Annotated in this window: 14 protein-coding genes and 1 pseudogene; 10 read left to right on the top strand and 5 right to left on the bottom strand. The window is 59.7% G+C overall.

Annotated features, from left to right (window positions below):
• Positions 1-630: 630 nt before the first annotated feature.
• Positions 631-2,805, bottom strand: a complete 2,175-nt coding sequence (locus B0G74_RS32270; RefSeq protein WP_243658411.1) for an alpha-galactosidase — start codon at positions 2,803-2,805, stop codon at positions 631-633.
• A 418-nt stretch (positions 2,806-3,223) separates the two neighbouring features.
• Between B0G74_RS32270 and B0G74_RS32265 the strand changes: the two genes are divergently transcribed.
• Positions 3,224-4,405, top strand: coding sequence for an MFS transporter (locus tag B0G74_RS32265; protein ID WP_207915744.1), 1,182 nt, complete (start codon positions 3,224-3,226; stop codon positions 4,403-4,405).
• Positions 4,406-5,089: 684 nt separating this feature from the next.
• On the opposite strand, the gene B0G74_RS32260 is transcribed toward B0G74_RS32265, so the two are convergent.
• Positions 5,090-6,847 (bottom strand): arabinofuranosidase catalytic domain-containing protein, encoded by a 1,758-nt coding sequence (locus tag B0G74_RS32260; protein WP_243658410.1) that lies wholly within the window; start codon positions 6,845-6,847, stop codon positions 5,090-5,092.
• 1,457 nt (positions 6,848-8,304) lie between these two features.
• On the opposite strand from B0G74_RS32260, the gene B0G74_RS32255 reads away from it, so the two are divergent.
• From B0G74_RS32255 to B0G74_RS32220, 8 genes are all read left to right on the top strand, one after another.
• Positions 8,305-11,094, top strand: a complete 2,790-nt coding sequence (locus B0G74_RS32255) for a bifunctional YncE family protein/alkaline phosphatase family protein (protein ID WP_243658409.1) — start codon at positions 8,305-8,307, stop codon at positions 11,092-11,094.
• Between the two features lie 217 nt (positions 11,095-11,311).
• Positions 11,312-13,501 carry a TonB-dependent receptor gene (locus B0G74_RS32250; RefSeq protein WP_243658408.1) on the top strand — a complete coding sequence of 730 codons (2,190 nt, stop codon included), beginning with the start codon at positions 11,312-11,314 and terminating at the stop codon, positions 13,499-13,501.
• A 12-nt stretch (positions 13,502-13,513) separates the two neighbouring features.
• Positions 13,514-14,212, top strand: coding sequence for a MotA/TolQ/ExbB proton channel family protein (locus B0G74_RS32245; protein ID WP_132380007.1), 699 nt, complete (start codon positions 13,514-13,516; stop codon positions 14,210-14,212).
• Position 14,213: 1 nt separating this feature from the next.
• Entirely contained in the window at positions 14,214-14,615 is a 402-nt protein-coding gene (locus B0G74_RS32240) for a biopolymer transporter ExbD (protein ID WP_132380005.1), read from the top strand.
• A 1-nt stretch (position 14,616) separates the two neighbouring features.
• On the top strand, positions 14,617-15,363 hold the full coding sequence (locus B0G74_RS32235) for a TonB family protein (RefSeq protein WP_132380003.1): 747 nt from the start codon (positions 14,617-14,619) through the stop codon (positions 15,361-15,363).
• 850 nt (positions 15,364-16,213) lie between these two features.
• Entirely contained in the window at positions 16,214-16,582 is a 369-nt protein-coding gene (locus tag B0G74_RS32230; protein WP_132380001.1) for a BON domain-containing protein, read from the top strand.
• Positions 16,583-16,817: 235 nt separating this feature from the next.
• Positions 16,818-18,230 (top strand): DUF2252 domain-containing protein, encoded by a 1,413-nt coding sequence (locus B0G74_RS32225; protein WP_207915743.1) that lies wholly within the window; start codon positions 16,818-16,820, stop codon positions 18,228-18,230.
• A gap of 760 nt (positions 18,231-18,990) precedes the next feature.
• The gene (locus B0G74_RS32220; protein ID WP_132379999.1) at positions 18,991-19,431 is read left to right on the top strand and encodes a hypothetical protein; all 441 of its coding nucleotides are present in this window, start codon (positions 18,991-18,993) and stop codon (positions 19,429-19,431) included.
• 453 nt (positions 19,432-19,884) lie between these two features.
• On the opposite strand, the gene B0G74_RS32215 is transcribed toward B0G74_RS32220, so the two are convergent.
• From B0G74_RS32215 to B0G74_RS45895, 3 genes and pseudogenes are all read right to left on the bottom strand, one after another.
• Positions 19,885-20,415 carry a hypothetical protein gene (locus tag B0G74_RS32215; RefSeq protein WP_132379997.1) on the bottom strand — a complete coding sequence of 177 codons (531 nt, stop codon included), beginning with the start codon at positions 20,413-20,415 and terminating at the stop codon, positions 19,885-19,887.
• A 165-nt stretch (positions 20,416-20,580) separates the two neighbouring features.
• Positions 20,581-20,778, bottom strand: a pseudogene (locus B0G74_RS32210) (site-specific integrase); the annotation flags it as partial.
• A gap of 411 nt (positions 20,779-21,189) precedes the next feature.
• Positions 21,190-21,336, bottom strand: a complete 147-nt coding sequence (locus B0G74_RS45895; protein WP_165923963.1) for a hypothetical protein — start codon at positions 21,334-21,336, stop codon at positions 21,190-21,192.
• A 336-nt stretch (positions 21,337-21,672) separates the two neighbouring features.
• Between B0G74_RS45895 and B0G74_RS47535 the strand changes: the two genes are divergently transcribed.
• Entirely contained in the window at positions 21,673-23,400 is a 1,728-nt protein-coding gene (locus B0G74_RS47535) for a methyl-accepting chemotaxis protein (RefSeq protein ID WP_132379995.1), read from the top strand.
• Positions 23,401-23,706: the final 306 nt, after the last annotated feature.

The following is a 23,706-nucleotide window of genomic DNA, read 5'->3' as shown; positions in this document are numbered from 1 at the left end:
CGGCGGCGTCGAAAAAGTAGCATCGTCCTCACGTGATACCTTTTTCACATCTCCTCATCAACCCTCGGATGGTGATGTCATGAAGCGATCTCCTGCGGCACTGCAACAGTCATATCGAAGCCCTGATCGCCATCGGTGATGGTGGATCGGTACATCGCGCTGCGCGCAGTCTCGGCGTTGCGCAACCGGTGCTCTCACGGTTGCTCGCCGATGCGGAAAGCCGGCTGGGAACACGACTCTTCGAACGGTCGAGCCAAGGAAGCCAGCCCACGTTGCTCGGCGAAACCGTGCTCGCGCAAGCGCGCTCCGTGATGCGCCGCGCGAAGAACCCGTGTTGAAGCGCTTTCGCAAGCTGCTGCAGGAAACGGCGGGCGAGTTGGCTTTGGGCTGAGTGGTGCTCGATTGCTTCTGTGATGGGACGTATCGTCCTTTGAAACAGCGAACAGCAATCTGATCGTCCCCGCGTTGCCGCCGGCGACGCATCTTGTATTCCGCATGCCTTGAAAATCGCTATCGTGAGAGGTAGTAGCGCGCTGCGGCCTCACACATAGCGCACCCAACGTTGCGCGTCTCCCTGGTTTGAGGTTTGCGCCGCCGCAGGACGCGGCGGCGCAGGTCTTTCAACTGAAGCTACTGCGCTGCCGGCGCGCCGACGCCATCGATGTCCGGTGCCCAACCCGCAGGGTTCGAGAAGATCAGCGCGTTCGCGTTGCCCGACTTGAATGTGCCCGTCACAGCGAGAGTCGAGATGGTGCTCCACCCACCGCTCGGCGGAAACGACACAGTGACAGGCGTTGAACCGTTAAAGCTGATGTCCGCGGAGCGCGGCGCCGAGTCGCCGTTCGCATAGCCCACCAACACGGTGTAGGTGCCGTCCGCGGGAACACTAATGTTGTTGATCGTCAACGTCCCGCCGTTGCCAACATAGCCGACGTCCGAGCCGCCCGAACAAACGCTGCATGCCGAAATGCGCGCGCCACCGGCGAGTACGCTGCTCGACGCTTCTGCCTCGTAGGCAGCCTTGAACGGCGGAAGCGTCACCGGGCCGGCGACGACAGAGACTGTGCCAATATCGGGCGCAGGCGCGGTGCTGTCCGCGCTCGACAGCGTCAGCGAGTTACCCCCGGGCTGCAGCGGCACATAGACCGTGACCGTGCCAACTAGCCCTTCGCCGCCGGTCGGCGGAAACACCACTGTGGTCGTCTGGCCGCCGTTCGTCGAAAGTTGTGCGGTCAACGTGTCGCGAGAGCGGTTCGCATATGCGATCTCAACGTAGCCGCCGGTGCCGGTCGATGCGACGTTGCCGAAGGTTACCGTGCCAAGTCCCCGAACGATCCTGCCGCCGTCGCAGTCCGGGCAGTGCGTATACGATGCACCACCGCCAAGTGAAGTCGGCTGGTAGTTCTTCGCGGCGACGTCCTGTCCGCTTACCGAGAGCATCACGGCGCCGCCCGCGGGCACCGTGGGTGCCGTATACGAAGTGACGAACGAGCCGAGTTGCTTGCCGGCCCACAGATCACGCACCATCGCGCGCGCGTTTGGCACCAAGCCGAGTTGCTGCCACGTGATCGTCATCGGCGCGTCCGTCGTGCCGTTGTTGAACAGCACGACAGCACGCTGCCCCTGGCCGGCGAGAAGCTTCGCCCACACCTGCTGTGCGCCAGATTGTGCGACCTTTACACCTTGTGTGCCAAGCGGGTCCTGGTCGACTGCAATGACGTCGGTGTTGGTCGTCAACTGCGTGGTATCTGCGGTCAGCGGCTTCGACAGGTCGGCGCCGAGAATCAGCGGTGCGCCGGCGATCGCCCACAGGCTCATGTGCGCCTGATCGTGAACCGCCGTCATGCCCATGCCGACCACCATCATGTCGGGGTCGTTGTAGAAGCCAGTGTGCTGGGCCTCGGGGTGATAGTTGCCAAGAAAGTTGCCGGTCACGCTGCCGAAGTTCGGCGCGCCGCTGTTCGGCCCATAGATGTCGCCCGTCGTTCTCCACATCCGGCCAACCCCGGCGGCCCACGCCCACGGTCCCTCGTTGAAGTCGGGGTACGTGCTGTTGCTGGCGATGGTTCCCCAGTCGCAGATGCTGAGCGTCACGCGGTGGCCGGTCTGCACGTATGCCTTGTCGATCGCATCAGCGATGGCTGTATAGGCTTGCTGCGGATCATAGCCGGCTGCGCCGCCCCCGCAGAAGTCGACCTTCACGAAGTCGAATCCCCACTGCGCGAATTGCAGGAAGTCGTGATCGTAGTGCGCGAAGTCGCTACCGACGAAATGCGTGCCGTTGGTTCGCGTGCCGCAACCCTGCGGGCCGGCGTCGATGTAGATGCCCGCTTTCAGTCCCTTGCTGTGGATGTATTGCGCGATGGCCTGCATGCCGCCCGGCCATTGGGTGTTGTCGATGACGAAGTTGCCGTTGGCATCCCTCGCCCCTGAGGTCCACCAGCCTTCATCGGTGTTCACGTACTCGTATTGCGCGCCGGCTTTTAGCTGCGCATTCAGTGCGGAAAGGCCATCGGCTTCGGCCTTGATCGTGTTGTAATTCACGTTCTCGGCAAGGCTATTCCATGACGACCATCCCATTGGCGGCGGCACCACGGCGATTTGACGCGAGGGGCGGCGGCTTTGCTGCGCCGCGGATTCGCTTTGCGCGGCAGAGGCCGCCGTGGCTTGTTGACTCTTCGCCGAGGCGACGGCCCCGCTACCGCCCGGCGCATCGCCGCCACAACCCGACAAGCCCAGCGACACACTCACGGTTAATGCGGTTAACAGCGAAACGGCACAACGTCTGTACACGAGCAGGTTCATGTCTCTCTCCTGGTTGAACGCTTGACTCTTGCGGCAGGGCTGTTTTCGGGAGTGACTATATTCAGGTCCGCTCAGGAACTCCAAAAACTTTTTTGTTGTCCCAGCACGTGGGAATATTTAGGGTTACAGAAATTTATGCGTAGAAGATAAAATCGAATGACCGCTATAAACGAGCACACGGACTGCTGAAGCGTTTGCAGTTTCAAGCCTCAGTCCGTTGTTTCGGCAATGCGGAAGTGACCAGTTCGACCTGGCTATAGCAATCGGGAAGCGGTCGCGATAGTCTCCAGTGTGCGGGCCGCACGGACCATCGCTGCCGAGCAAGTTCAGGAACATAACCGGGGGGCGTTTCACAATGTCTGACCAACGCGGTAGTCAATCTGTCACGATGTCTGACCGAACCGGTAGTTAATCTGCATTGCGTCAAGTTGCAGCTTCGAGGCTTTTTCTCGGCGCAACCATTGCGATGTTTTTGTCGGGTCTCGGCGCGTCGGCGGCTGCACCACAGATCGTTCTGTTCCTGGTGAAGGAACTCGGCGCCTCGCTGCCGTTGGCGGGATTCTATTACCTGACCAGCCTTGCAGCTCCAGTCGCGGGGTATTTCGTCGGCCGCTACTCTGATCACACAGGGAATCGCCTCGGTCTTTTTCGCATGTGTGCTGTGGCGGGCTTTGTGGGCTGGGCAGGGCTGGCCGTCTCTACTTCGGTCTGGATACCCTTCATCATTGCGGTCGCTTTGCTGGCCGTTTCCGGTGCTACCGCCTCGCAGATTTTTGCGGCTGTCCACGATGAACTCAGCGACAAGCCCGACGACGCAAATGAAAGTGTCGTTGCCATCATCCGTATGGCGCTTACCGGCGGATGGATCGTCGGGCCTGTCCTGGGAGCGTGGGTAGCGGCTGCCTATGGCCTGCGCCCCATGCTTTGGATGACCGCCATCTGCATGCTTTTACAGATCGCACCTCTCGGAACGCTGAACCCAACCGTCAAGATCAAGCCGGCGTCGGCGAGCGAGCCCGCGCGTCACTCCAGCCTACGTGCCATGCTTCCACTCCTGACGTTCACAGGACTCTTCGTCATGCTCTACGCGGGGGAGCCAGTGAAGTACGGATTCCTGCTGATCTACATGGAAGAACGCCTCAAGCTAGGCCCGGCCGTACGTGGAACGGTCATCGGGACACAGCCATTCATCGAGCTGATCATCATGCCTTTCAGCATCGGGCTGGGCCGCAAGCTTGGCAACATATGGTTGATGTGTATCGCGGCCGCCATGGGGGTGTTCGCCAATCTTTGCTTTGCGCTCTGGTCGTCTGCAGCGGGCATGTTCGCCGGACAGATCCTCATGGGTGGTGTTTGGGGCATATTTATGGTTCTGGGCATCATCGTCGCTCAACGCCTGCTTCCCAACGCGGTAGCGACGGCGTCGGCAATCTTCATGAGCTCGACGGCCCTCGCCTCGGCGTTGGGAGGCATCGCGAGCGGTTTCGGGGTCGCATTCCTGGGCCTTCCCCATGTCTTTCTGCTGCCAGCGCTCTTCGCGGGTATAGCAGTTATTGGACTGGCATTGATGGCAAGCACCGAAAGCTTCAAGGTGTATTGATCTCGGGTCGGTCCCTTCGCGCGCTTCACCGTGCCGTTAAGGCAGTCCTTCGACGGCGCGGGCTGCTCTGCGGATATATGACGCGGCACGCAGTATTTGCGCGTTTGGCTCCATTTGTGTCGCCAGCGCGTTGAGTCCCCAGGCGAGTTTGAAGGCGTTCCCCTTGTCGGGCAGTTCGCATACGCGCTCGAGCAAAGATGCAGCGTCCGATTCCGATCGCGAACCGGCCGTTGATTGCGAGGACAGGAACGTCTGAGTTGGATCGGGAGCGCTCAATCGCTGACGGTGGGACCTGACATTCGCGGCCATCGGTGTGCGAACGTCAACCGCTGTCCCCTACGTCGTCGACAAACGTGGTGGCGCCCATGCGCTGGACGCCACCGTCCGCACACTTCGAGCGCTACATTCCTGAAGCAGTCTGAATTGCCAGGCTTGGGCAATAATGCGTTGCGCTGAGAAATGCCGCTTGCTGCGACCGGTTTTCCAGCGGCGCTGGACGTGGGTGGATCGATAAAAACAGATGCGTTATTCGATCCCGCAGGCGCGGTGAAGGTCATCGTCACTTTCCACCAGTTGCCCGCTCGCACCGCGCTCAGCGAGGTCGCTTGTCCGGCGCCCCATGTTCCCCTCACGACCTGCCCCGTGTTCGTGTTGACCACCCACCCGAATTCCGTGCCGCTCGAGTCATCGGTCTGGATCGATCCGCCAGGAAAGACCGTCCGCGTTGGAGGTAGCCATAACGTAGTCCGTGAAACTGTAGGTTTGGCCGCCCTGAACCCGGATGATTTCGCGGATATTCGCAACCGACGAGCCATTCGTACCGATGACCGTCGCCGCATGCTTGCTGTTCCCGCTGATATCAGTCGCAGGCACAGCCGTGCCGCCATTTTGCTGGCTCCATGCATCTGGCATTGCAAGACTCAGCGGCGAATTCACCAGATTGTTCGCGTAGCAGGCGGCCGAAGTCTTATTGGCCGGCGGCCCGTAGAAGCTCGCAATGCTGGACTGGATCCCGTTGTCCGTCACGTCGGATGTCGCCTTGGTGATGATCGCGCCTTCGAAGAACTGAATTGGCGCAGCGCTGCCGTCGCCCCCTTCCCCAAGTGAAAGACCGCCTTGCCATTGTCCGTTGAAGGCATGGCCCGCATCACCGCCAAAGTTAAGGGCTTCTGGCGGAGCCTGATCAAAGAGCGGGGTGAGCACGCTCTGCGAAGCAGAACCGCCCTTGACGACGAAAATATTCGATGCGTTCACCGGCGAATACTTGGAAAGTACCGTGACAAACTTTTCATTCTTGGGCTGCTGTGGGCCGTACAGATAGACCCCCGCCTCGGCATCGACGCCCGGCCAGTTGGTATCCAGTCCGTTACATACCGGGTCCTTCGCATTCGGTGGCTGATTCGAATCACCATCGCAGTAACCGAACACCGCTGCGTTGCCGTTTGAGAACGCCAGCGCAAACATCTCGCCCTCGATTTCGCCATGAGCAAAGGTGCTGGGGTTAGCGCTGTTCTCCATGTTTCCGTACGTGCCGCAACACGTAGAGGACTGGCTGTAATGTGCGCCGGCCACCATATACTCGGCGATCTCGGTATCGCCGATCGACTGGTTCACTGTGCCGAACCGGTTCCGATAGGCTTGTCCCCCCAACGTATTCAGCGCTGGAATCTGTGCGCCTTCGAGCGGTACGAAACCCAGCTTCGCCGGTGTGCCGTGCGCCGGCAAATCGTTACCGATCGATACCTGCAGAGTGGGCGACTGCGCGGTCAGCGCGGTGGGCGGCTGCGACAACTGCACAGTCAGTGTCCCACCCGTTCCTGGGAGCGTGATCGTCGCAAAGCCGTTGATGATCGGTACGGTCGTCGTCTTCTTCGATCCTGAAGCGCTACTCGCAAGGGTCAGTGTTTCTGTGCCGTCCAGATTGAGTGTGAGCACGGCGGGCACGTTACCAAACGCGCCTCCCTTCAGGGCCGCAACCGAGTCGATCTGATCGTAAATGTATGAGACGGCGCAGGACGTATCGTTGCAGAACGCGTTTGCGCTTCTGACATTGGCCGAACCGATTTGCTGCCGATCGCCGCCGTTCGGCAAGGTGCTCGACGTATAAGGGTAGATGTCCTGCTTTGCATTGTCAGAGGCCCGTTGAAGCTGGAACAACGGGCCTCTGTAATTTCTTGTCAGTAAGCGTGTCACGCTGTGGGCCGCGGAACACGGTGTGTTGGCCGCTGCGGCGGTGTCGCAAGGTAACGGAAGTGCATTTGCCGCTTCCGTTACTGCACTGCTATCTGGCTGCGATGCAGTGTTCGCTGATGACGTCGGTGACGCACTCGTGTTCGCCACGCCTTGCGCCGCAGATGTGCCGGCGCTGTCTCCATTGCATGCAGCGAGTGCAACAGTCGCCGCCAGCAAAACAGAAATCAATCCAACTCCTCTGGACATCATGACCTCCTCCTATCGGACCACGCTTCGGGTTAGTTTTTGATAAAATTAGTTATGCAAACTGATTTGCACAGAATCATCACCGATCAAGCAGACAGTGTGCGGAACCGTCACTCGTTCCCGGCGATTTGGAGAATGTTCTGCTGCGTGACGCGACTCGCCAGGCAGAGGGAGCACGATGCCGGTCAGGCGCCAGCGATCTCAACTATTAATAATATTAGTCAACAATATCGCCTCACCATCTCAGGATAATCCCCTAGCTGCAGCGCCGCAATTCAGCTATCCGACCGTTGAATCCAGATCAGCAACGGGCATAACAGGGTCCTGTGTCAATATTATTGCTAATAAAGAACCTTTCATAATGAATGGTTTGGCGTCGTCCAACTCACTCGCGCCGCCTCCGTGTGGTGCCATCGTGTCCCACGCGCAGCGCTGGCTTTCCCGGCTTACACGTCAGCGGTACGTCGTGCGCGGCCGCGCTAGCGGATGCTGATGAAGCAGGGTCGGCTGTAAATGCAATTTACTATCAAGAGAAGCGATGCAGCACGCAATGCAATTATTCTTAAAGTTGTCGGTCAACAAAAAACGTTCGCTTTAATCAATTTGTAACGTTCAATAAAACATGACCACCGCGCGGCGCGTGTACTGTCACGTTGTTGATGGTCGAGCGGGCGAAGACTTTGAACATCAGCATTCCTGATTTGTGCGGCATGGCGATCCAACGTTGGGTTGCCGGTCACGGTTTCCCACACTTTAAAACCTGCGTGCGCGCCTGCCGCTTGTCTTGCGCGGATACTCACGTTGCCGGGATGTCGGCGGAAATGCAGCGACAATTGCGGGTATGAAACGAACTGCTCTCCAACACAGCGCACCTGCCAACGACGCTATGTCTATGCCGGCTACCGATTTCCGCCCGACGCGATCAGTGTACTGTGCCCGAAAAGACCCGCTCGATGACCCGGAAAAACTGGCAACCAGTTGTGAGAAAGAAAATCACTCTATTTACGCATAGTGCAGACTGCGAAGTATTTTCAATCTCCGGCAATTTTTTGCGTAAAGCGAATGAGTGGGTCTTTAGTTTTCGGAAAAAAGTGCTTACATCGAGAGGCTTTTTTATAAAGGCACAAATTTCGGAAATCCGAATAACAATTTGCTTATACAACCCGTCGATCCGCATTTTTTTTCGCCACGTCTTGATTCACGTCTCTGACATATGCAAACGATAGATTTTTCCGGCTGAGGCTCAGAAACGCTCAGCACAAGCAGCTCCAATTTTAGATCAGGGGTAACAGAACAGATCTGAGACGTTCAGTTCAGGAGCAGAGATTTCAATTCTGTTTGTTTTCTGGAGATATGAAATGAAAAAATGCAGACTGGTTCAGTCTAGCATTACATTAGGATTACTTACCGGCTCTATACTTTTCCCAACCCTTCAAGCAAGCGCAGCACCTCAAAGCAATATGGAACTGTTGCCGACCGGCCAGTTCATCTCCCCGAGAGCCATTCCGGGCGCCGTCCAGCAATTGCTGAATCCGCAGCTTTCGGCGAAGTCGACCCAAGTGGTCAGCGGTGCCATCAAGTCGCAGCTCAGTCCGGACGGCAACACGCTGGCCGTGATCACCGCTGGCTACAACACCGTCTACACGGGCGCCAACAACAGCACGCTGGACAAGGCTGACTCGACCCAGTACATCTTCATCTACGACGTGTCGGGCGCGAACAAGGCCCACCCGATGCTGGCGCAAGTCATTCACCAGAACAACGCGTTCGACGGTCTCGCCTGGAACGGCAACCAGACCCTGTACGGCACCGGCGGCGCCGACGACAAGGTCTATGTGTATAACCGCGCTTCGGCTGTCCCGTCGGCGCAATGGTCCCAGACCGCGGCCATCGCACTGAATCACACGACGGGTATCGGTTCGGGCGTCAAGCCGAACGCTGGCGGCCTCGCTGTCTCCGCTGACGGCCGGAACCTGGTCGTTGTCAACAACTACAACGACTCGATCTCCATCATCGATACGGGCTCGAACACGCTCGTTTCCGAATACGACCTGCGTCCGTTCAACACGTCGGGCCAGCAGGGTGTCGCCGGTGGCGAATACCCGTGGGCGGTTTCGCTGAAGGCCGACGGGACCGCGTTCATCTCGTCGGTGCGTGACCGTGAAGTCGTGGTGCTGAACCTGGCGAACCCGGCCGCGCCGCAGTTCATCACGCGCATCCCGGTGAAGGGCAATGCATACGGCATGGCCTTCTCGCCCGATCAGTCTAAGCTCTACGTCGCCGTATCGAACACCGACCAAGTCGCCGTCATCGATACCGCCAGCCACAGGGTTGAGAAAACGATCGACATCGCCAGCCAGAATGGCGACGGCAACGACCGGGGTAGCGGCAATAACAAGAAATACAGCGGCCGCGATACGGTCAACGTGACCGTTTCGAAGAACGGCAAGACCCTGTATGCGGTCAACAACGGCGACAACTCGATCGCTGTGATCTCGCTCACCGGCGAGAACGGCTACCACGTCAACGGTCTGATCCCGACCGCCTATGCGCCGAAGGACATCACGCTGAGCGCCGATGGCTCACAGATGTACCTCATCAACGGCAAGTCGGTCACGGGCCCGAACCCTCTCTATACCTCGGGTACCACGGCCCAGTACCAGTTCGGCCTGGAACAGAGCAGTCTCGTCAGTGCTCCGGTCCCGACCGGCGATGTGCTCGCCCAGCTGACCACCCAGGTGGACGAAAATAACCACTACTCGGAGAAGGAGTCGGATAGCGATCGCGAGACGATGCACTTCTTGCGCGCTCGTATCAGGCACGTGATCTACGTCGTGAAGGAAAACCGCACGTTCGACCAGATCCTCGGCGACCTCGGCAACGGCTCGAACGGTGATCCAACGCTGACGATGTACGGCAAGGCCACCACGCCGAACTTCCACAACATCGCCAGCAACTTCGTCACGCTCGACAACTTCACCGATCCCGGCGACGGTTCGATGGACGGCTGGTCGTGGGTGCAGCACGCACACGTCACGCCGACCGAGGAAGTTTCGCAGCAGGAGAACTACGCCGGCGTCAGCCGCGGCATGGCGTATGAATCCGAAGGCTCCAACCGCGGTCTGCCGGTTGGCCTCCCCACCACCGCCATGCGCGACTTCGCCACGAACGGCAGCTTCACAAGCGCCACGTCGTCGCTGCCGGGCGGCGCGGCCAACGCGCTGCCGGGTAGCGCCGACGTGTCGGTGCCGGATGCGCCGTTCGGCTATCAGAAAGCGAGCATCTACGACGCGGTTCTGCAAGCCGGCGGTGCGGTCCGCAACTACGGCGGCATGGTCAACAACGTTGGCTCGATCGGCACGATCGCCAACCCGCTGCTCAATCCGGCCGGTGCCAACATCGTCCAGGCTCATCCGCTCAAGCCTTCGCTCGTCAACCTGACGGACCAGTACTACCGCGGCTTCGACCAGGCCTATCCCGACACCTTCCGCGAACTCGAATGGAACCGCGAGTTCCAGCAGTACGTCGCGAATGGCCAGCTCCCGTCGTTTGAAGTCGTCCGCATGGGCTCCGACCACACCGGCAGCTTTGCCCAGAACGTCGGCCAGATGGGTTCGGCTGAGCAGGAAGAAGCCGATAATGACTTCGCAGTTGGCAAGCTGGTCGAAACCGTCGCGCACAGCCCGTATGCGCGGGACACGCTGATCGTGGTGGTCGAGGATGACTCGCAAGCCGGTTCCGATCACGTCGACTCGCACCGCTCGCCCGCTTACGTCGTCGGTGCGTACGTGAAGAAGCACGCCGTCGTCAGTACCGCCTACAGCCAGGTCAACGCGCTCCGTACCATGGAAGACCTGCTCGGTACCCAGCATATCGACCTGAACACGGCGTACGCGCGTCCGATGTCCGACCTCTTCGACACGAAGTCGGACGGTTCGTGGACCTACACGGCGGTCGCTTCGACGATTCTGAAAAACACGAACGTGGGCAACGTGGCGAGCGGCACCGACGGCAACCAGTTTGCCCAAGGTGAGGACATTCATCCGCTGCATGACGCGACGTACTGGGCGAACGCGACGAAGGACTTCGACTTCTCCAAAGAAGATCGTATTCCGCCGGATCTGTTCAATCGCGTGCAGTGGAAGGGCGTGATGGGTGACAAGCCGTATCCCGTCCCGCACTCGATCTACTCGAAGGCCGCAGCCGACGGTTCGAAGTCGGTCGCTGCTGTCGACGACGACGACGATTAAGCAGGTCGTCGCGTGGTCCGGTTCGAGTGCGTCGGGCGGGCTTGCATTGCCTGATGCGCGAGATCCGAAGTAGCCAGTCACGGCGGGTCGCTGTCCCAACGGACGGCCGCCCGCCGAGCTTCTCACTACCGTCTCCAACAATAGCCAGCACCGCGTGAAGCCAACGAACGTATCCAGGTCCCGAACCGCAATTGCCATATCGGCGCTATTTGCCGCTTTGTCATTCCCCAATTTGGCGAAGGCTCAACAAGCTCAACAGGAACAGCCTCAGCAAGCACAAGGTCAACAGACGCCAACCCGGCAGACGCAACCCGCGAGCACGCTCGGCGAGATTTCCGTCACCGCTGCGACGGCCGCGGCCGGGCGCGACCATAACGTCAACGACCCGTATCAGGTCACGGGCGTCAGCAAGACGGGTACCGCGCTCGGCGACCTGCCGATGAGCCTGCAGGTCATTCCGCGCGGAATTCTCGACGAACAAGGCGTCACGTCGTTGCAGGAAGCGATCCGGAACGGCAACGTGTCCGGCGTGAACTATGGCGGTACCGATTCGAAAGGCTTCACCGACCACTTCATGATCCGCGGCCTGCAGGCGCAGACCTATGACGACGGCTTCTCGGACGGCGACCAGGTCAACGGCCCGACGCATTCGCTGCTGGGCGTCGAGCGCATCGAAGTGCTCGAAGGACCGGGGTCGGCGCTGCTCGGCAGCGGCCCGCCGGGCGGCGCGATAAACCTGATCCACTACACGCCGTCGGCGCAGTTCCACTGGGGCGGCAATATCCAGGCCGGCTCGTTCGGTACCGTTAACGCCAGTGGCTACGTCACCGGTCCGACCGGCATCGAAGGACTGAACTATCGCGTGGACGCCGGCGCCGGCCGCTCCGACGGCTACCGCGACCTCGCATCGTGGAACAAGGAAATCCGTCCCGATCTGCAATGGAAAATCGGCGACCACAAGATCGAGTTCTCGATCGACGCGCAGGACTATATGGCAACGCCCGACTCATACGGGATGATCTATTACAAGGGGGCGCCGATCCGCAATGTCCCGTTCGACGCCAAATATTCGACGCCGTTCGCGAACGCACACGGCAACGATGTACGCGCCACGCTCACGGACGAGTGGCGCATCAGCGACTACCTGACGATCAACAATCGTTTGTCGTACATGCACCACACGCTGGACTTCTACAGCAACGGCGACAGCACGCACGCGAAGGTCAAGGGCAACACATTCACCGGCCGCCAGTTGCGCGATCAGGACGATTCGCTCAACACGCTCGACTACCAGTTGGAGCCGGTCTGGAAATTCTCGACGGGCAGCATCCACCATACGCTGCTGACGGGCTTCGAATACCTGAACCAGGATCTCAACACGGTGAAGGCGACGGCAGACCTTCCGGACATCGAGGACATCTTCGCGCCGGTTCCGACGGAAACCTCCATCGCAAGCCTGCATTTCCAGTGCGCGCCCTCTCACTCGTGCCAGAACGACCATGTGTACGCGAACTTCTACAGCATTTACGCGACCGATCAGGTGGACGTGACGGACAAGTTGAAGATTCGCGCGGGCGTGCGCAAGGACTGGTTCGATACGTCGCTGACCCTGAACCCGCTCCCCGGCGAGCCGAACCGTACCGCCAACGACGGCATCACGCTGGTTCAGGGCAATACGTATACGCGCAACGATGCGCCGACCAGCTGGAACGCCGGCGTGCTGTACAAGGTCACGCCCTGGATGACACCATATTTCGGCGTATCGCGCAGCTACCTCGCGAATTTCAACTCGGAGAACGATGCGTTTTCCATCGGCCCGCCGGAATCGGCGCTGCAATACGAGCTAGGCGTAAAGTGGTCGCTCGACGACGGGCGCTACGTGCTCAACACCGCGCTGTTCGACGTGAAGCGGGAACACGTGGCGACCCCGTTCGGCGACGACCAGATCGCGTTCGATTCGCAGCGCACACGCGGCGCCGAGGCCTCGCTCGACGCGGATCTCACACCGAACTGGCACGTGTACGCGAATTTCACCGCGCAGCACGCGCGTATCACTTATAGCCCAGACACTCCTGGCGCGGTCGGTACGGTCCCGCAGGGCGTGCCCGCCTATATGGCGAACCTGTGGACGACGTATCGCTTCAGTCTCTTCGGCAGGGCGGGCTTTCATGCGGGTGCCGGCATCAATTACATGAGCCGGATGTCGAACGGCTTCGCCAACGGCTACGACTGGGCGCCTGCCTCTTTGATCGAGAACCTGCAGTTCGGTTACGCGGAACCTCACTGGGGGGTCGATCTAAACATCGACAACGTCACCAACCAGCGCTACTACATCGCCACCAACGTGGTCGGCGCCTACCTCGGCGCGCCGTTGGCCGCCTACGTTTCCCTGCATGCGGATTTTTGAGGAGGATCGATCATGTCGATGGACATCCTGTTACGCGTCGCCGATCATTCCGGCGGCGTGCTGTATGTGATCGCCGCGCTGCTGTTCGTCTCACTGACCGTCGTCATCGAGCGGCTGTGGTTCCTGCATCGTGTCGCGCGCGATGCGCACGCGGCGCTTGCCGAACTGGACCACCAGAAGGCGCTGAACGCGAGCGCGCTCGCGGCCTGGGCCCAACGGCACGACGGGCTCCCGACGGGCAGCGTGATCGCAACCGCGGGCCGGCTCGCCGGACGCGCCGATCGCGACACGCTCGCCGCGAGCCTCGAGGAAGCAGTGATGCGCGAGGCTCCCCGCATCGACCGTTTCCTGTGGGTGCTCGATACCGCGGTCACGCTAGCGCCGCTGCTCGGCCTGTTCGGCACGATCGTCGGCATGTTCGACGCGTTTCAGGTGCTGTCGAATCCGGGCAACGCGCCGACCCAGGTGACGGGCGGCGTCGCCGAGGCGCTGATCGCGACTGCGTCGGGCCTGTTCGTCGCGATGATCGGACTCGTGTTCTTCAACGGCCTGCATAATCGCGTGCGACTGGTCGTGCATCAACTCGATACGCTGAAGACCGCGCTCGTCAATCGCCTGACGAGCGACATCCCGGATGTCCACGTCGCGCGGGAGGCGGAAACTGAAACCCCGCACGGGGTGATCGGGTCGCTCGCCCGGCGGGGAGCATGACGTGAAGTACTTTGAGGCTCGCAAGGCGCGCATCGAGATCATTCCGATGATCGACATCATGTTCTTCATGCTGGTGTTTTTCATCATGATCACGCTGCACATGATTCCGAACGCGGGCCTGCGCACGCGGCTGCCGTCGGCCGCGAGCGCACAGAGCCTGCCTCCGCCGAAGGTGACGGTGACGCTCGCGGCCGACGGCAGCGTGTCGGTCGACGGCCGCACGCTCAGCACGGCCGATCTGACCGCGCTGCTCACGAAGCGCCCCGATCCGGCGCATACGGTGGTCACCATCGCGGGCGCGAAGGACGTGCGGTTGCAGAAGCTCGTGAACGTGATGGACGCGTGCCGCGCGGCCGGCGTTACGCAGGTGTCGCTGGCCGCGCAACCGGAAAAGATGGACTGACATGTCGTCGATGCCGACCGTCGCGCAGCATGCGCCGCACCCCGGCGCGCGCAAGCCGCTCTATATGTCAGCCACGCTCGCGCTAGCCGTCGAGGCGCTCCTGCTCGCGGGCGTCGGCGCATGGCTGACTCATCCGCGCATCTCTGCGCCGAGGCGGCCCGAGCCGATGACGATCACCCTGGCGCCGCCGACGGCCCAGGCGCCGGAGCTCGCGCCCATCCCCGGGCGCGAAGTGTCGAAGCCGGTGCCGAAACCGGCCGTGCAGCCGCGTCGCGCTCCAGCGGTACATCAGGCGCGCGCCGCGCACGCGGCGCCGCCGAAGCCGCAGCCGGTCACGCCACCGCCCGCGCCGATTCCGGCGCCGAACACCGCGCCTGCTCAGAGCGCCGCGCCGGCCGAACCCGCGTCCCCTCCCGCAGCACGTCCCGCGCCTGCGCCCGTCCCCGCTCCGGCCCGCCCCGACGCGAGTTTTGACGCCGCGCTGCGCGCCGCGATCGAAGCGGCGCTGCGCTATCCAGAATCGGCTCGCATGGAAGGGACAACCGGGCGGACGCTCGTCGGGTTCGTCTATCGCGACGGCGCAGTGTCCGACACACACGTCGTGACGTCCAGCGGCATGGGCCTGCTCGACCATGCCGCGCTCGCGGCCGTGCGCGACGCCGTGTGCCCGCCTCCGCCGCATGGACTCGAGGGCAAGAGCCTGCCCGAGCAGCTATGGGTCGATTTCACGCTCGACAGTAAGGGGTGAAGACTATTGTTAGTCCGTTGAACCAATGAGATTGCACCGTTCGTCTACTGTGCATGACCGTATGCGGATTACAACGTCGGCCTCGAAAGCACATCGACGAGAAAGAAATCGCATGGCATTGCGCCGCAAGACGCGCTAACGCCGGCGGCCGGGTCCGGTCCATTTCGTCCTGCATCTTCTGGCGATCACTGGGCACAGCACCAAATTTGCTACCAATGTCACGGGAGCAGATGGCCTCCTTACGCCGACCAGGGAGAACCCGAATCTGGGTTGTGCCTCGGCGCGCCACATTTGTCAGTATGGTCTGGCGCGACAGGAACAACGCGCTGAGGCGACCGGGGGTGGTTGCGGCAGTCACCGGATTGGCTGACTCGAAAGTGGATTCGATCAGCGTAACGCGCTCCGATGCTCCAGGAATTGGACCAAAGTTGCATTGCCGCTTTTTGTTCCGCAGCCTACATTATGAAAGGAACTCCGGAAAGTACCTGAACCCGGGACTCGCGAAGACAGGAATGGCGAAGACAGAGGCGAAAAAAAGACCGATCCGTCATCGTGTTCATAGCGGCGGAAATGCCGGCCAGATTCGTTCGCGGCGCTTCGGTGACGCCGACTTTCAATTCGCTCGACCCGGGGACTCTGAGCGAATTGCAGCCGCCCATCCATGATTTCTTCTGAAGGAACCGGAGAGTCACCTCAAAGGTCTTGAGGACCGGCACTAGTGAGTCGAATCTGAACGTGATCGTCCGCAATGGTCGACGACTCGACTAGCATGATCGTCGGGTTAAGGTCCGTTGTCAGATGCAGACCGGCGATTCCCGCCGGATCTATCGTGCCTCAACAGGAGCGAGAAATGAAAGCAATCAGGACATTCAAGCTGATGGGTGGCGCATTGATCGTCGTGGTATCCGTCAATGCGTGGTCGCAGACTAGCGAATCCGCTGCGCCGTCGACTCAGTCCAGTATGGCGCCGTCAAGCGGAGGAAGCGCGAAAGCGACCAGACAGGCGAATCGCGCACTCAGCAAGAAAGTGCTTGTCGCGCTCTCGAAGGGCGGTGTCAGCACGTCCAGAATCAACGTAGTTGCGAAAGGCGGTGCAGTGACGCTCGTGGGAGCCGTCACTGACGCGACCCAGATCGACAAGGCGGGAGAACTAGCGAAGGGGGTGTCCGGCGTCACGTCGGTGAAGAATTCCCTGACACTGAAAGAAGCGGGTCAGTGATCCTTCCTGATCAGGTCGGCCGGCGGGGTTAATTTCGCAAAAGTAACGGCTGGACCGCCGTGCTCACCCATGCCGGGTTGATGGCTAACCGCGCACCGCAGGTGCACGAAGGTTAGCAAGCTCGATATCTGAAGTATTTTTGGACACGTGCCTGGGGCCGGCAGGATCAGAGGATGCCGGCCTCCGCCATGCCAGAGTGAACTCCGCATCGCGAGCCCGTCAGGAGGAGGTGAGCATGGAAACCATGGTGAAGGTGCCTGGGAAAGCCAAGGTCAGGGTCAATAACGTCGCGGAGGATGTCCCGGCTCCTCGCTCCCGGGAAGAGCGACTTGCCGCCGGTCGGGCGTTGCGCGATCGGGTGCCGCGCAACAGCCACGCCGACTGGACACCATCGGCACAGCGCCGGGACCCCATCGAGATACTGGAAGAATCGAACCTGGATCGCTTGCCGGAATTGGTCCCGATCCGCTATGGCCGTATGCTCCGCAGTCCCTTCACGTTCCTGCGCGGCTCGGCGGCGCTCATGGCCCACGATCTTGCGACTACCCCAAGTACAGGTCTTCGAGTGCAAGCCTGTGGAGACTGCCACCTGTTGAATTTTGGCCTGTTTGCCACCCCGGAGCGCAATCTGGTCTTCGATCTGAACGACTTTGACGAAACGCTGCCAGCGCCTTGGGAATGGGATCTGAAACGGCTGGCCGTCAGTTTCGCGATTGCTGGACGCGATAACGACTTGCCGGATGCGGATTCCCGGAAAGCCGTCCTCGAGTGCGTGCGCGCATATCGGGAACACCTGCGGGAGTATTCCCGGACGAATCCTCTGGAAGTCTGGTACACCCGCCTGGACATGGAAACCCTCATTGCGATGGCGCCCGATGAAAAGGTCAAAAAATACCGGGAGCGACTGGCAGAAAAAGCCCGCCAGCGTGTTGTCGAAAACCTCTTTCCCAAGATCACCGGCGAAGTGGCTGGACGACGCCGCCTGGTCGACCAACCGCCGCTGCTCTACCACGTCAGTGACCCGGGCTTCGAGGAACGGGTTCGTGAGGCACTCGCCGACTATCGCCGGTCGCTGTCCGACGAGCGCCGTGTCCTCATGGATCGCTACCACCTGGAGGACTTCGCCGTGAAGGTCGTGGGTATTGGCAGCGTCGGCACCCGGTGCTTCATCGGGTTGTTTTTCGACGAGGAAGACCATCCCCTGATGCTCCAGTTCAAGGAACAGCGCCGGTCGGTGCTCGAACCCTATGCGGGAAAGAGCCATTATGAAAATCAGGGGCAGCGCGTCGTCATGGGACAACGGCTGATGCAGTCCTCCAGCGACATCTTTTTAGGGTGGTTGCGGGGACAGCGAGGCTATGACTTTTTTGTTCGGCAGTTGCGGGACATGAAGATGTCGGTTGTCCTCGATGAAATGACCGCCGCGCAGCTCAACCGCTATGCCCAGTTCTGCGGCTGGACCCTGGCCCGCGCCCATGCCAAGTCCGGGGATGCCACGACCATTAGTGGCTATCTGGGCAAGGGTGACACCTTTGACGAGGCCATCGGCGCGTTCTCCCTCGCCTATGCAGATCAGACGGAGCGCGACCACGCAGCGCTGGTGAAGGCGGTACGTGCAGGCCGACTGGAGGCTCTCGTTGAGGAGTAGCCGTCCTACACCACTCACACGCGACAGAGCGTGGCGAAAGACTTGTCGTGGAAACTTGACCAGCCCGACGTGCCGCCGGCTCAATGCCTTTTCACAGTCCTTCAGGGGCAGCTTGCGGTTGCTTCTCCCGGATCGGTCCAATGGATGGGGTGCGTAAGCGGCCGGCGATCCCGTCTTGAGTAACGTTCAAGGTCTTGGGAGAATCGCGTGCACTTAAATAGGTGGACACGTGAACACTATCGAAGAAGACGTGCCGGTTGGGAGGCGTCAACGCCGGCGGGTCTCGCGATACCGCGATCGACGTTGGGTGCGTGGGTCGGTACTCGCACGAACGCGAACGTGCGACACGTCTTGCCTTGCGCAGACAGTCGCCCTGTTAGCACCTCAAATCGAACATTCCGGTTTACGCCGGCCCGGACGAATCTCCCGTCAATGGTCAGAGTCCATTCGGAGTCGCCGTCCATGCCGGTCTGCGTTACTGGTTACACGGCCTCTACACGAGTACCGATGCGAAGGCCGTGTTCAGAACAGCACCGGTCGCGCGCTCAGGAACATACTCTGTCATTGGACTATATCGCATATCCAACTGCCAGAAAGTCTCGCACAGGCACGATATGATCCGGCCACTTCGGAAAACGAACCGTGCCGAAGACGATAAGTTCGTCTATTGCGCGTAATTCACCTTCAGTGCGGGCAAAGTCGGCATAACCTCGAAATACAACTCTGCGCTAGAGCGGATAAGCAAAGCAAACGAATCCCTATGATAGTGTCCAAAGGTCATGTAGACAAAGCCAAAACGATAGTCGACGACAAATCGGCACTCCACGTACAGATCGTCCTGACACGTGTATTCCATAAACTACCCATTGGTAGTCGCGTTTGCTGCTGCCTGATTATGCAGGAGAGCACCAACCGTCTTCGCGGCGGTTCGAATGAAAGGAGCACTGACCGCGGACGGGGCATCATCCTTGTGCGGCAAATAACCGTGCTCATTCTGATGTACGGACCGCGTATCTTCGACAAAAGGGAGAAAGGCATTATGTTGGATGCGCATCGCTTTGCGAACCTTTTGGAGGAGAGCGTATGTTTCTGGTTTATTCTCCAGGCATTCATCATGGAAGATCGGTATTACCTTTTCGGCATGGTGGGCGTCAAGGACGCCTTAGTGATCCGTTGTAGTGCTTATTGCCACATTGATTGAATAAAGCCCTCAATCCAGATGGAAACTTGCCAGACGCGTTATCTTCCACTAAAGAAACCGACTGAAATGGCACGAAGCCCTCCTCTTTCAAATCGCTAAAGTTGATTGTGATCTTGCGAAGCGTCTTATAGGCATGGACCTTCGAGGCTGCCGCTGGTGCCGCGTACAACAGGTTTCCCTTGTGACCCGCACGAGCGCATTTCCGTTTGCCGTTTTAACGCCGTGATGGTGACTACTTCCGCTCGATGGGCCGAACAAGATGCCTACGACCACAACCACAAGGACAGCTGCCACGCCGATCCACAGGACAAGCCAAAGTCGTGGCACTTCCACAGGATCGTCAGTGCGGCCAACCGTCCAGGCACAGAAACCAGCAACGTCCATGCGGGCAGTTTGCGCGCGTCTGTGTTTTGGTTCATGTGTTCCCTGTTGCGCGGCGCCCCGCTTTTCCGATTACCCGGATTTCTTCATTGACTCCCGCTCCGGGGCGGGCTTGACTGCAACAGTGGATCTAAAGGGGACATCAAAGGAAAATTCGTAGCCCGTCGCCGCCTTCAACGACGCAGTGATGCCCGTTCCAGGCGCACCCTTCCGAAAAATTGCGACGCGCCATACAGATCCCGTGGATCGGCAACGGACCTCATGAATGTCCTGTTCAACCGTGGCATTGTCGTGCATTACGCCAGGGAGAATATGGCGAGTGTACGATGCGCAACCAGTGAGCTCGACATCCATGCGATTCCCATTCGAGTAGTCGTACAAAAGCGAGCCGGTTGTTCCGTCCGAGCTGAAAGAAGTGGTCAGGCGAGAAAATCCCGCTCTGCTATCGTTCATTTCCACCACATTGAACGCGCCGGTCATCTCGGGCGCAAAGTTCTGTCCCGATGGTGTCGGAGAGGAAGGGTCGATCGCGCAGCTCGCCGCGAGCATAGAGAGGGCAAGCATCGCCCCAACCCGGAGGAAACCCTTTTTAGCCTTCTGCATGTCCTAATTTCTCTTTAATGTGTCGTCGAGTAATTCAATCGATTTGATACAGCGAACTCGGCGCATTTCCGGCCCACGACCGTCTATTTGGCTAATCATGCGAATTGCATGAATCTGCTTCGAACGTGGAATCTGCATCCAACGATAGTTAACGGCATCCACGCATCAATCTTTATCAAAGACCCTGTCGAATGTCGCGATGGCTTCCCATCGCTCCCGCCGAGTCACCTCCAGATACGGGGCAACGTGGTCCAGATCGGAATGCCCAAGCAGGAACTGCACCGTGTCGAGCGAGTCGCCCTGCGCAACCAGGCGGCTTACAAATGTCCTTCGTCCACTGTGGCTGCCATGACCAGCACCGAGGCCAGCGGCACGATACCGTCTCTCGCAGAGCGTGGCGCACGCACCGCAATGCTCATCTCATGAGACATCATTCACTTATGCAAGGAATACGGTGGACCGGTGCGCCTCGGCTTCGTGCAGACGCCATCAGGCTTTGACCTCTTCGCCGGTCACCTTCTGCGTGAAAAATAACGGTGAAGCGGCGCACATCCAACAGCTTTACAGAGGAACTCATTGAATCTACGACACTCCCCCCGGCTGGCGGACACAACGAAGACCGAAGGCCGATTGCTACCTGACCTTGCACGCCAAAAGCGCGCTTGACAAACGGGTACTAGTCTTTCGGCCGCAAGTGTGTCGGCTCCCAGTCGGCCGAGTAATGAGCTGAATCAGGTACGTTGCAAGCTCCAAGTCCTGATAAATAGAGTCTCATTAAGTCGGCCGCAGAAAACCGAAAGGAGTTCGCAGTCGCTCCGGCAGCGTGCCGTGCAGGTCGCCCGAAAACAGGCCGATCTCCTCCAGCATCGTGCCGGCCCCTACCTCAATTCCGATCTCCTGCAGTCTTCCGCTCGTCGCCATGGAACGTGCGTCTGGATCGCAAGCGCACGATCTTGTCCTGCAGTCGGATTGCCTTTACTTTCAGCTCAGCGAGTTGCGTATGGTCAGCAGTCTCCAGCGCGTTCGGATACCGCTGGATGCTCTTCATGGACAGTCCGTGTCGCGGGAGCATCACAGCCAACCGGGTGACATTCAAGTGTTATGTAAAACATGACAAGCAATACGTAATAAATATGATGCCAACCGATTACTTTTTTTTGCGGTAATATTCGTCGCTTCGTTTTACACATAAAAATAATTGATGTGCTCTCCGAGGGAATATAACGATCCATTTATCTCGATCCTGGAGGGGGTGCCATGCAGTTTGGAAGAAACTTCAAGGTAGTAACGCAGTTGATCGCGGGATTTTCTCTCGTGATCTTTCTGATGGCTTGTCTTGGTGGGTTTTCCCTTTACAAGATGAATCAGGAGAACACGCACGTTGCCGCCCTGCGCGACAACGCATTGCCTAGCGTACGCACCAATCTGGAGATGCAGTTGGCTATTCGCGGCATCCGGGCAAGTCAGCTTCTTGCCGCCACCGCAACGACGCCTGATGAATCCCATACTGCAGAAGATCGCATCAATGCGGCGCTGGCCAACTACCAGAAGGCATCTTCGGAATACGCAACTCTGGTAGATAGTCCCGAGGAAAAAACCGCCTACGCCGACATTCAGATGCTGATGCCGAAGTTTCTCGATCTCAACAATCAGGTTCTGGAACTCGTCAGACAGGATCGGCAGGCCGATGCGATGAGCCTGCTGCGCAAGAAGTCGGACTCGATTCGAAATGCAATCGAGAAAGACATCCAGACCATCGTAGATGCCAATACGGCCAGCGCAAACGACGAAGGCAAACAGGCCGCTCAGGATTATGCGCAGGCGAAAACGCTAGTTTACAGCTTGATGCTGGCAGCGGCCGTGGTCGCCATCGTGGTTGCCCTCGTCATCGCCTTTGGTGTGGCAAGGCAACTTGGTGGTGAGCCTCGCGACGCAATGGCACTGGCCAGCGAGATCGCGGCAGGTAACCTGCGCGCCACCGTACAGCTTAAGCCGGGCGACCACTCAAGCCTCATGTACTCGCTGAGCACAATGAGAGACCAGCTTGCGGCACTCGTCCGGCGGATCAAGACCGCCAGCGAGTCGATTACGGTCTCCTCAGGCGAGATCGCGCAGGGCAATGCCGATCTCTCACAGCGGACCGAAGAGCAGGCCGCCTCTCTGGAGGAGACCGCATCGAGCATGGAACAGCTGACCAGCGCCGTGCGCCAGAACGCAGACAATGCGATTCAGGCGAGCCAGCTGGCCGGTACAGGCTCGGGCGTCGCGCGACGGGGAGGGGAAGAGATTAGCCGTGTTGTCACGACGATGCACGAGATCGCCGAAAGCTCCGGGCGGGTTGCCGAGATCATTAGCGTGATCGAGGGGATTGCGTTCCAGACCAACATTCTCGCGCTCAATGCGGCGGTCGAGGCCGCCCGTGCCGGCGAGCAGGGGCGAGGGTTTGCCGTCGTCGCGGGAGAAGTCCGCACGCTTGCACAGCGCAGTGCCACTGCCGCGAAGGAGATCAAGGATCTGATCACCGAATCGGTCAGACGCATTGATACCGGATCGAAGCTCGTTGAAGACGCGGGTCGGACCATGACTGAGATCGTGCGGGCAGCCGTGCGCACCACGGACATCATGAGTGAGATCGCGGCGGCCTCCGAGGAGCAGAGCACCGGTATCGGACAGGTCAATACGGCCATTACCCGGATGGATGAAGTGACCCAGCAAAACGCCGCACTCGTCGAGCAGGCCTCGGCCGCGGCCCAGTCTCTGGCGCAACAGGCAGAGGGTCTGCGTGACGCGGTGTCCGTCTTCAGCGTAGACGACCATGAAGCATCCCATGCGACTGTCCAGCCACTCGAACGGCCCCGAACGGTAGCCAGAAGCGCGTCATCCATCGCAAAGACTACGTCATCGCAAAAGCTCGTGCGAGCCGAACGTACCGGCGGCAACACGGCTCTGGCCGATAGCGCCGCCGATGACTGGCAAACGTTCTGAGCGAAGCCTGAAAATGGCAAGCGATACGGGCGTTCTAGGAGAAATGACCAGGGTCGTCACCTCCAACACAACAGCTATCAGCAGGCTGGGGGCACAGGCGATGGTTTTTGGAAAGTTTCTCGACTCTGCCTTGTCGCGACTCACCGGGTCGCTCCGTGTCGAAGTCACCCGGTCGTTCCGGCTGGAATTTTGAAGATGCCCTGTCGATGATCGACGACCTGCCCTTGCCTGCCGAATATCAGTCATGAGCGCTGGCCTGATGGCTGTCGTCCTCATCGCGATTGCATGCAGCGCATTCGTCATCCA

Source organism: Paraburkholderia sp. BL9I2N2 (genome assembly GCF_004339745.1).
GTDB lineage: Bacteria > Pseudomonadota > Gammaproteobacteria > Burkholderiales > Burkholderiaceae > Paraburkholderia.
The sequence above is the reverse complement of the archived record's forward strand: the minus strand, read 5'-3'. Positions and strand labels throughout refer to the sequence as shown.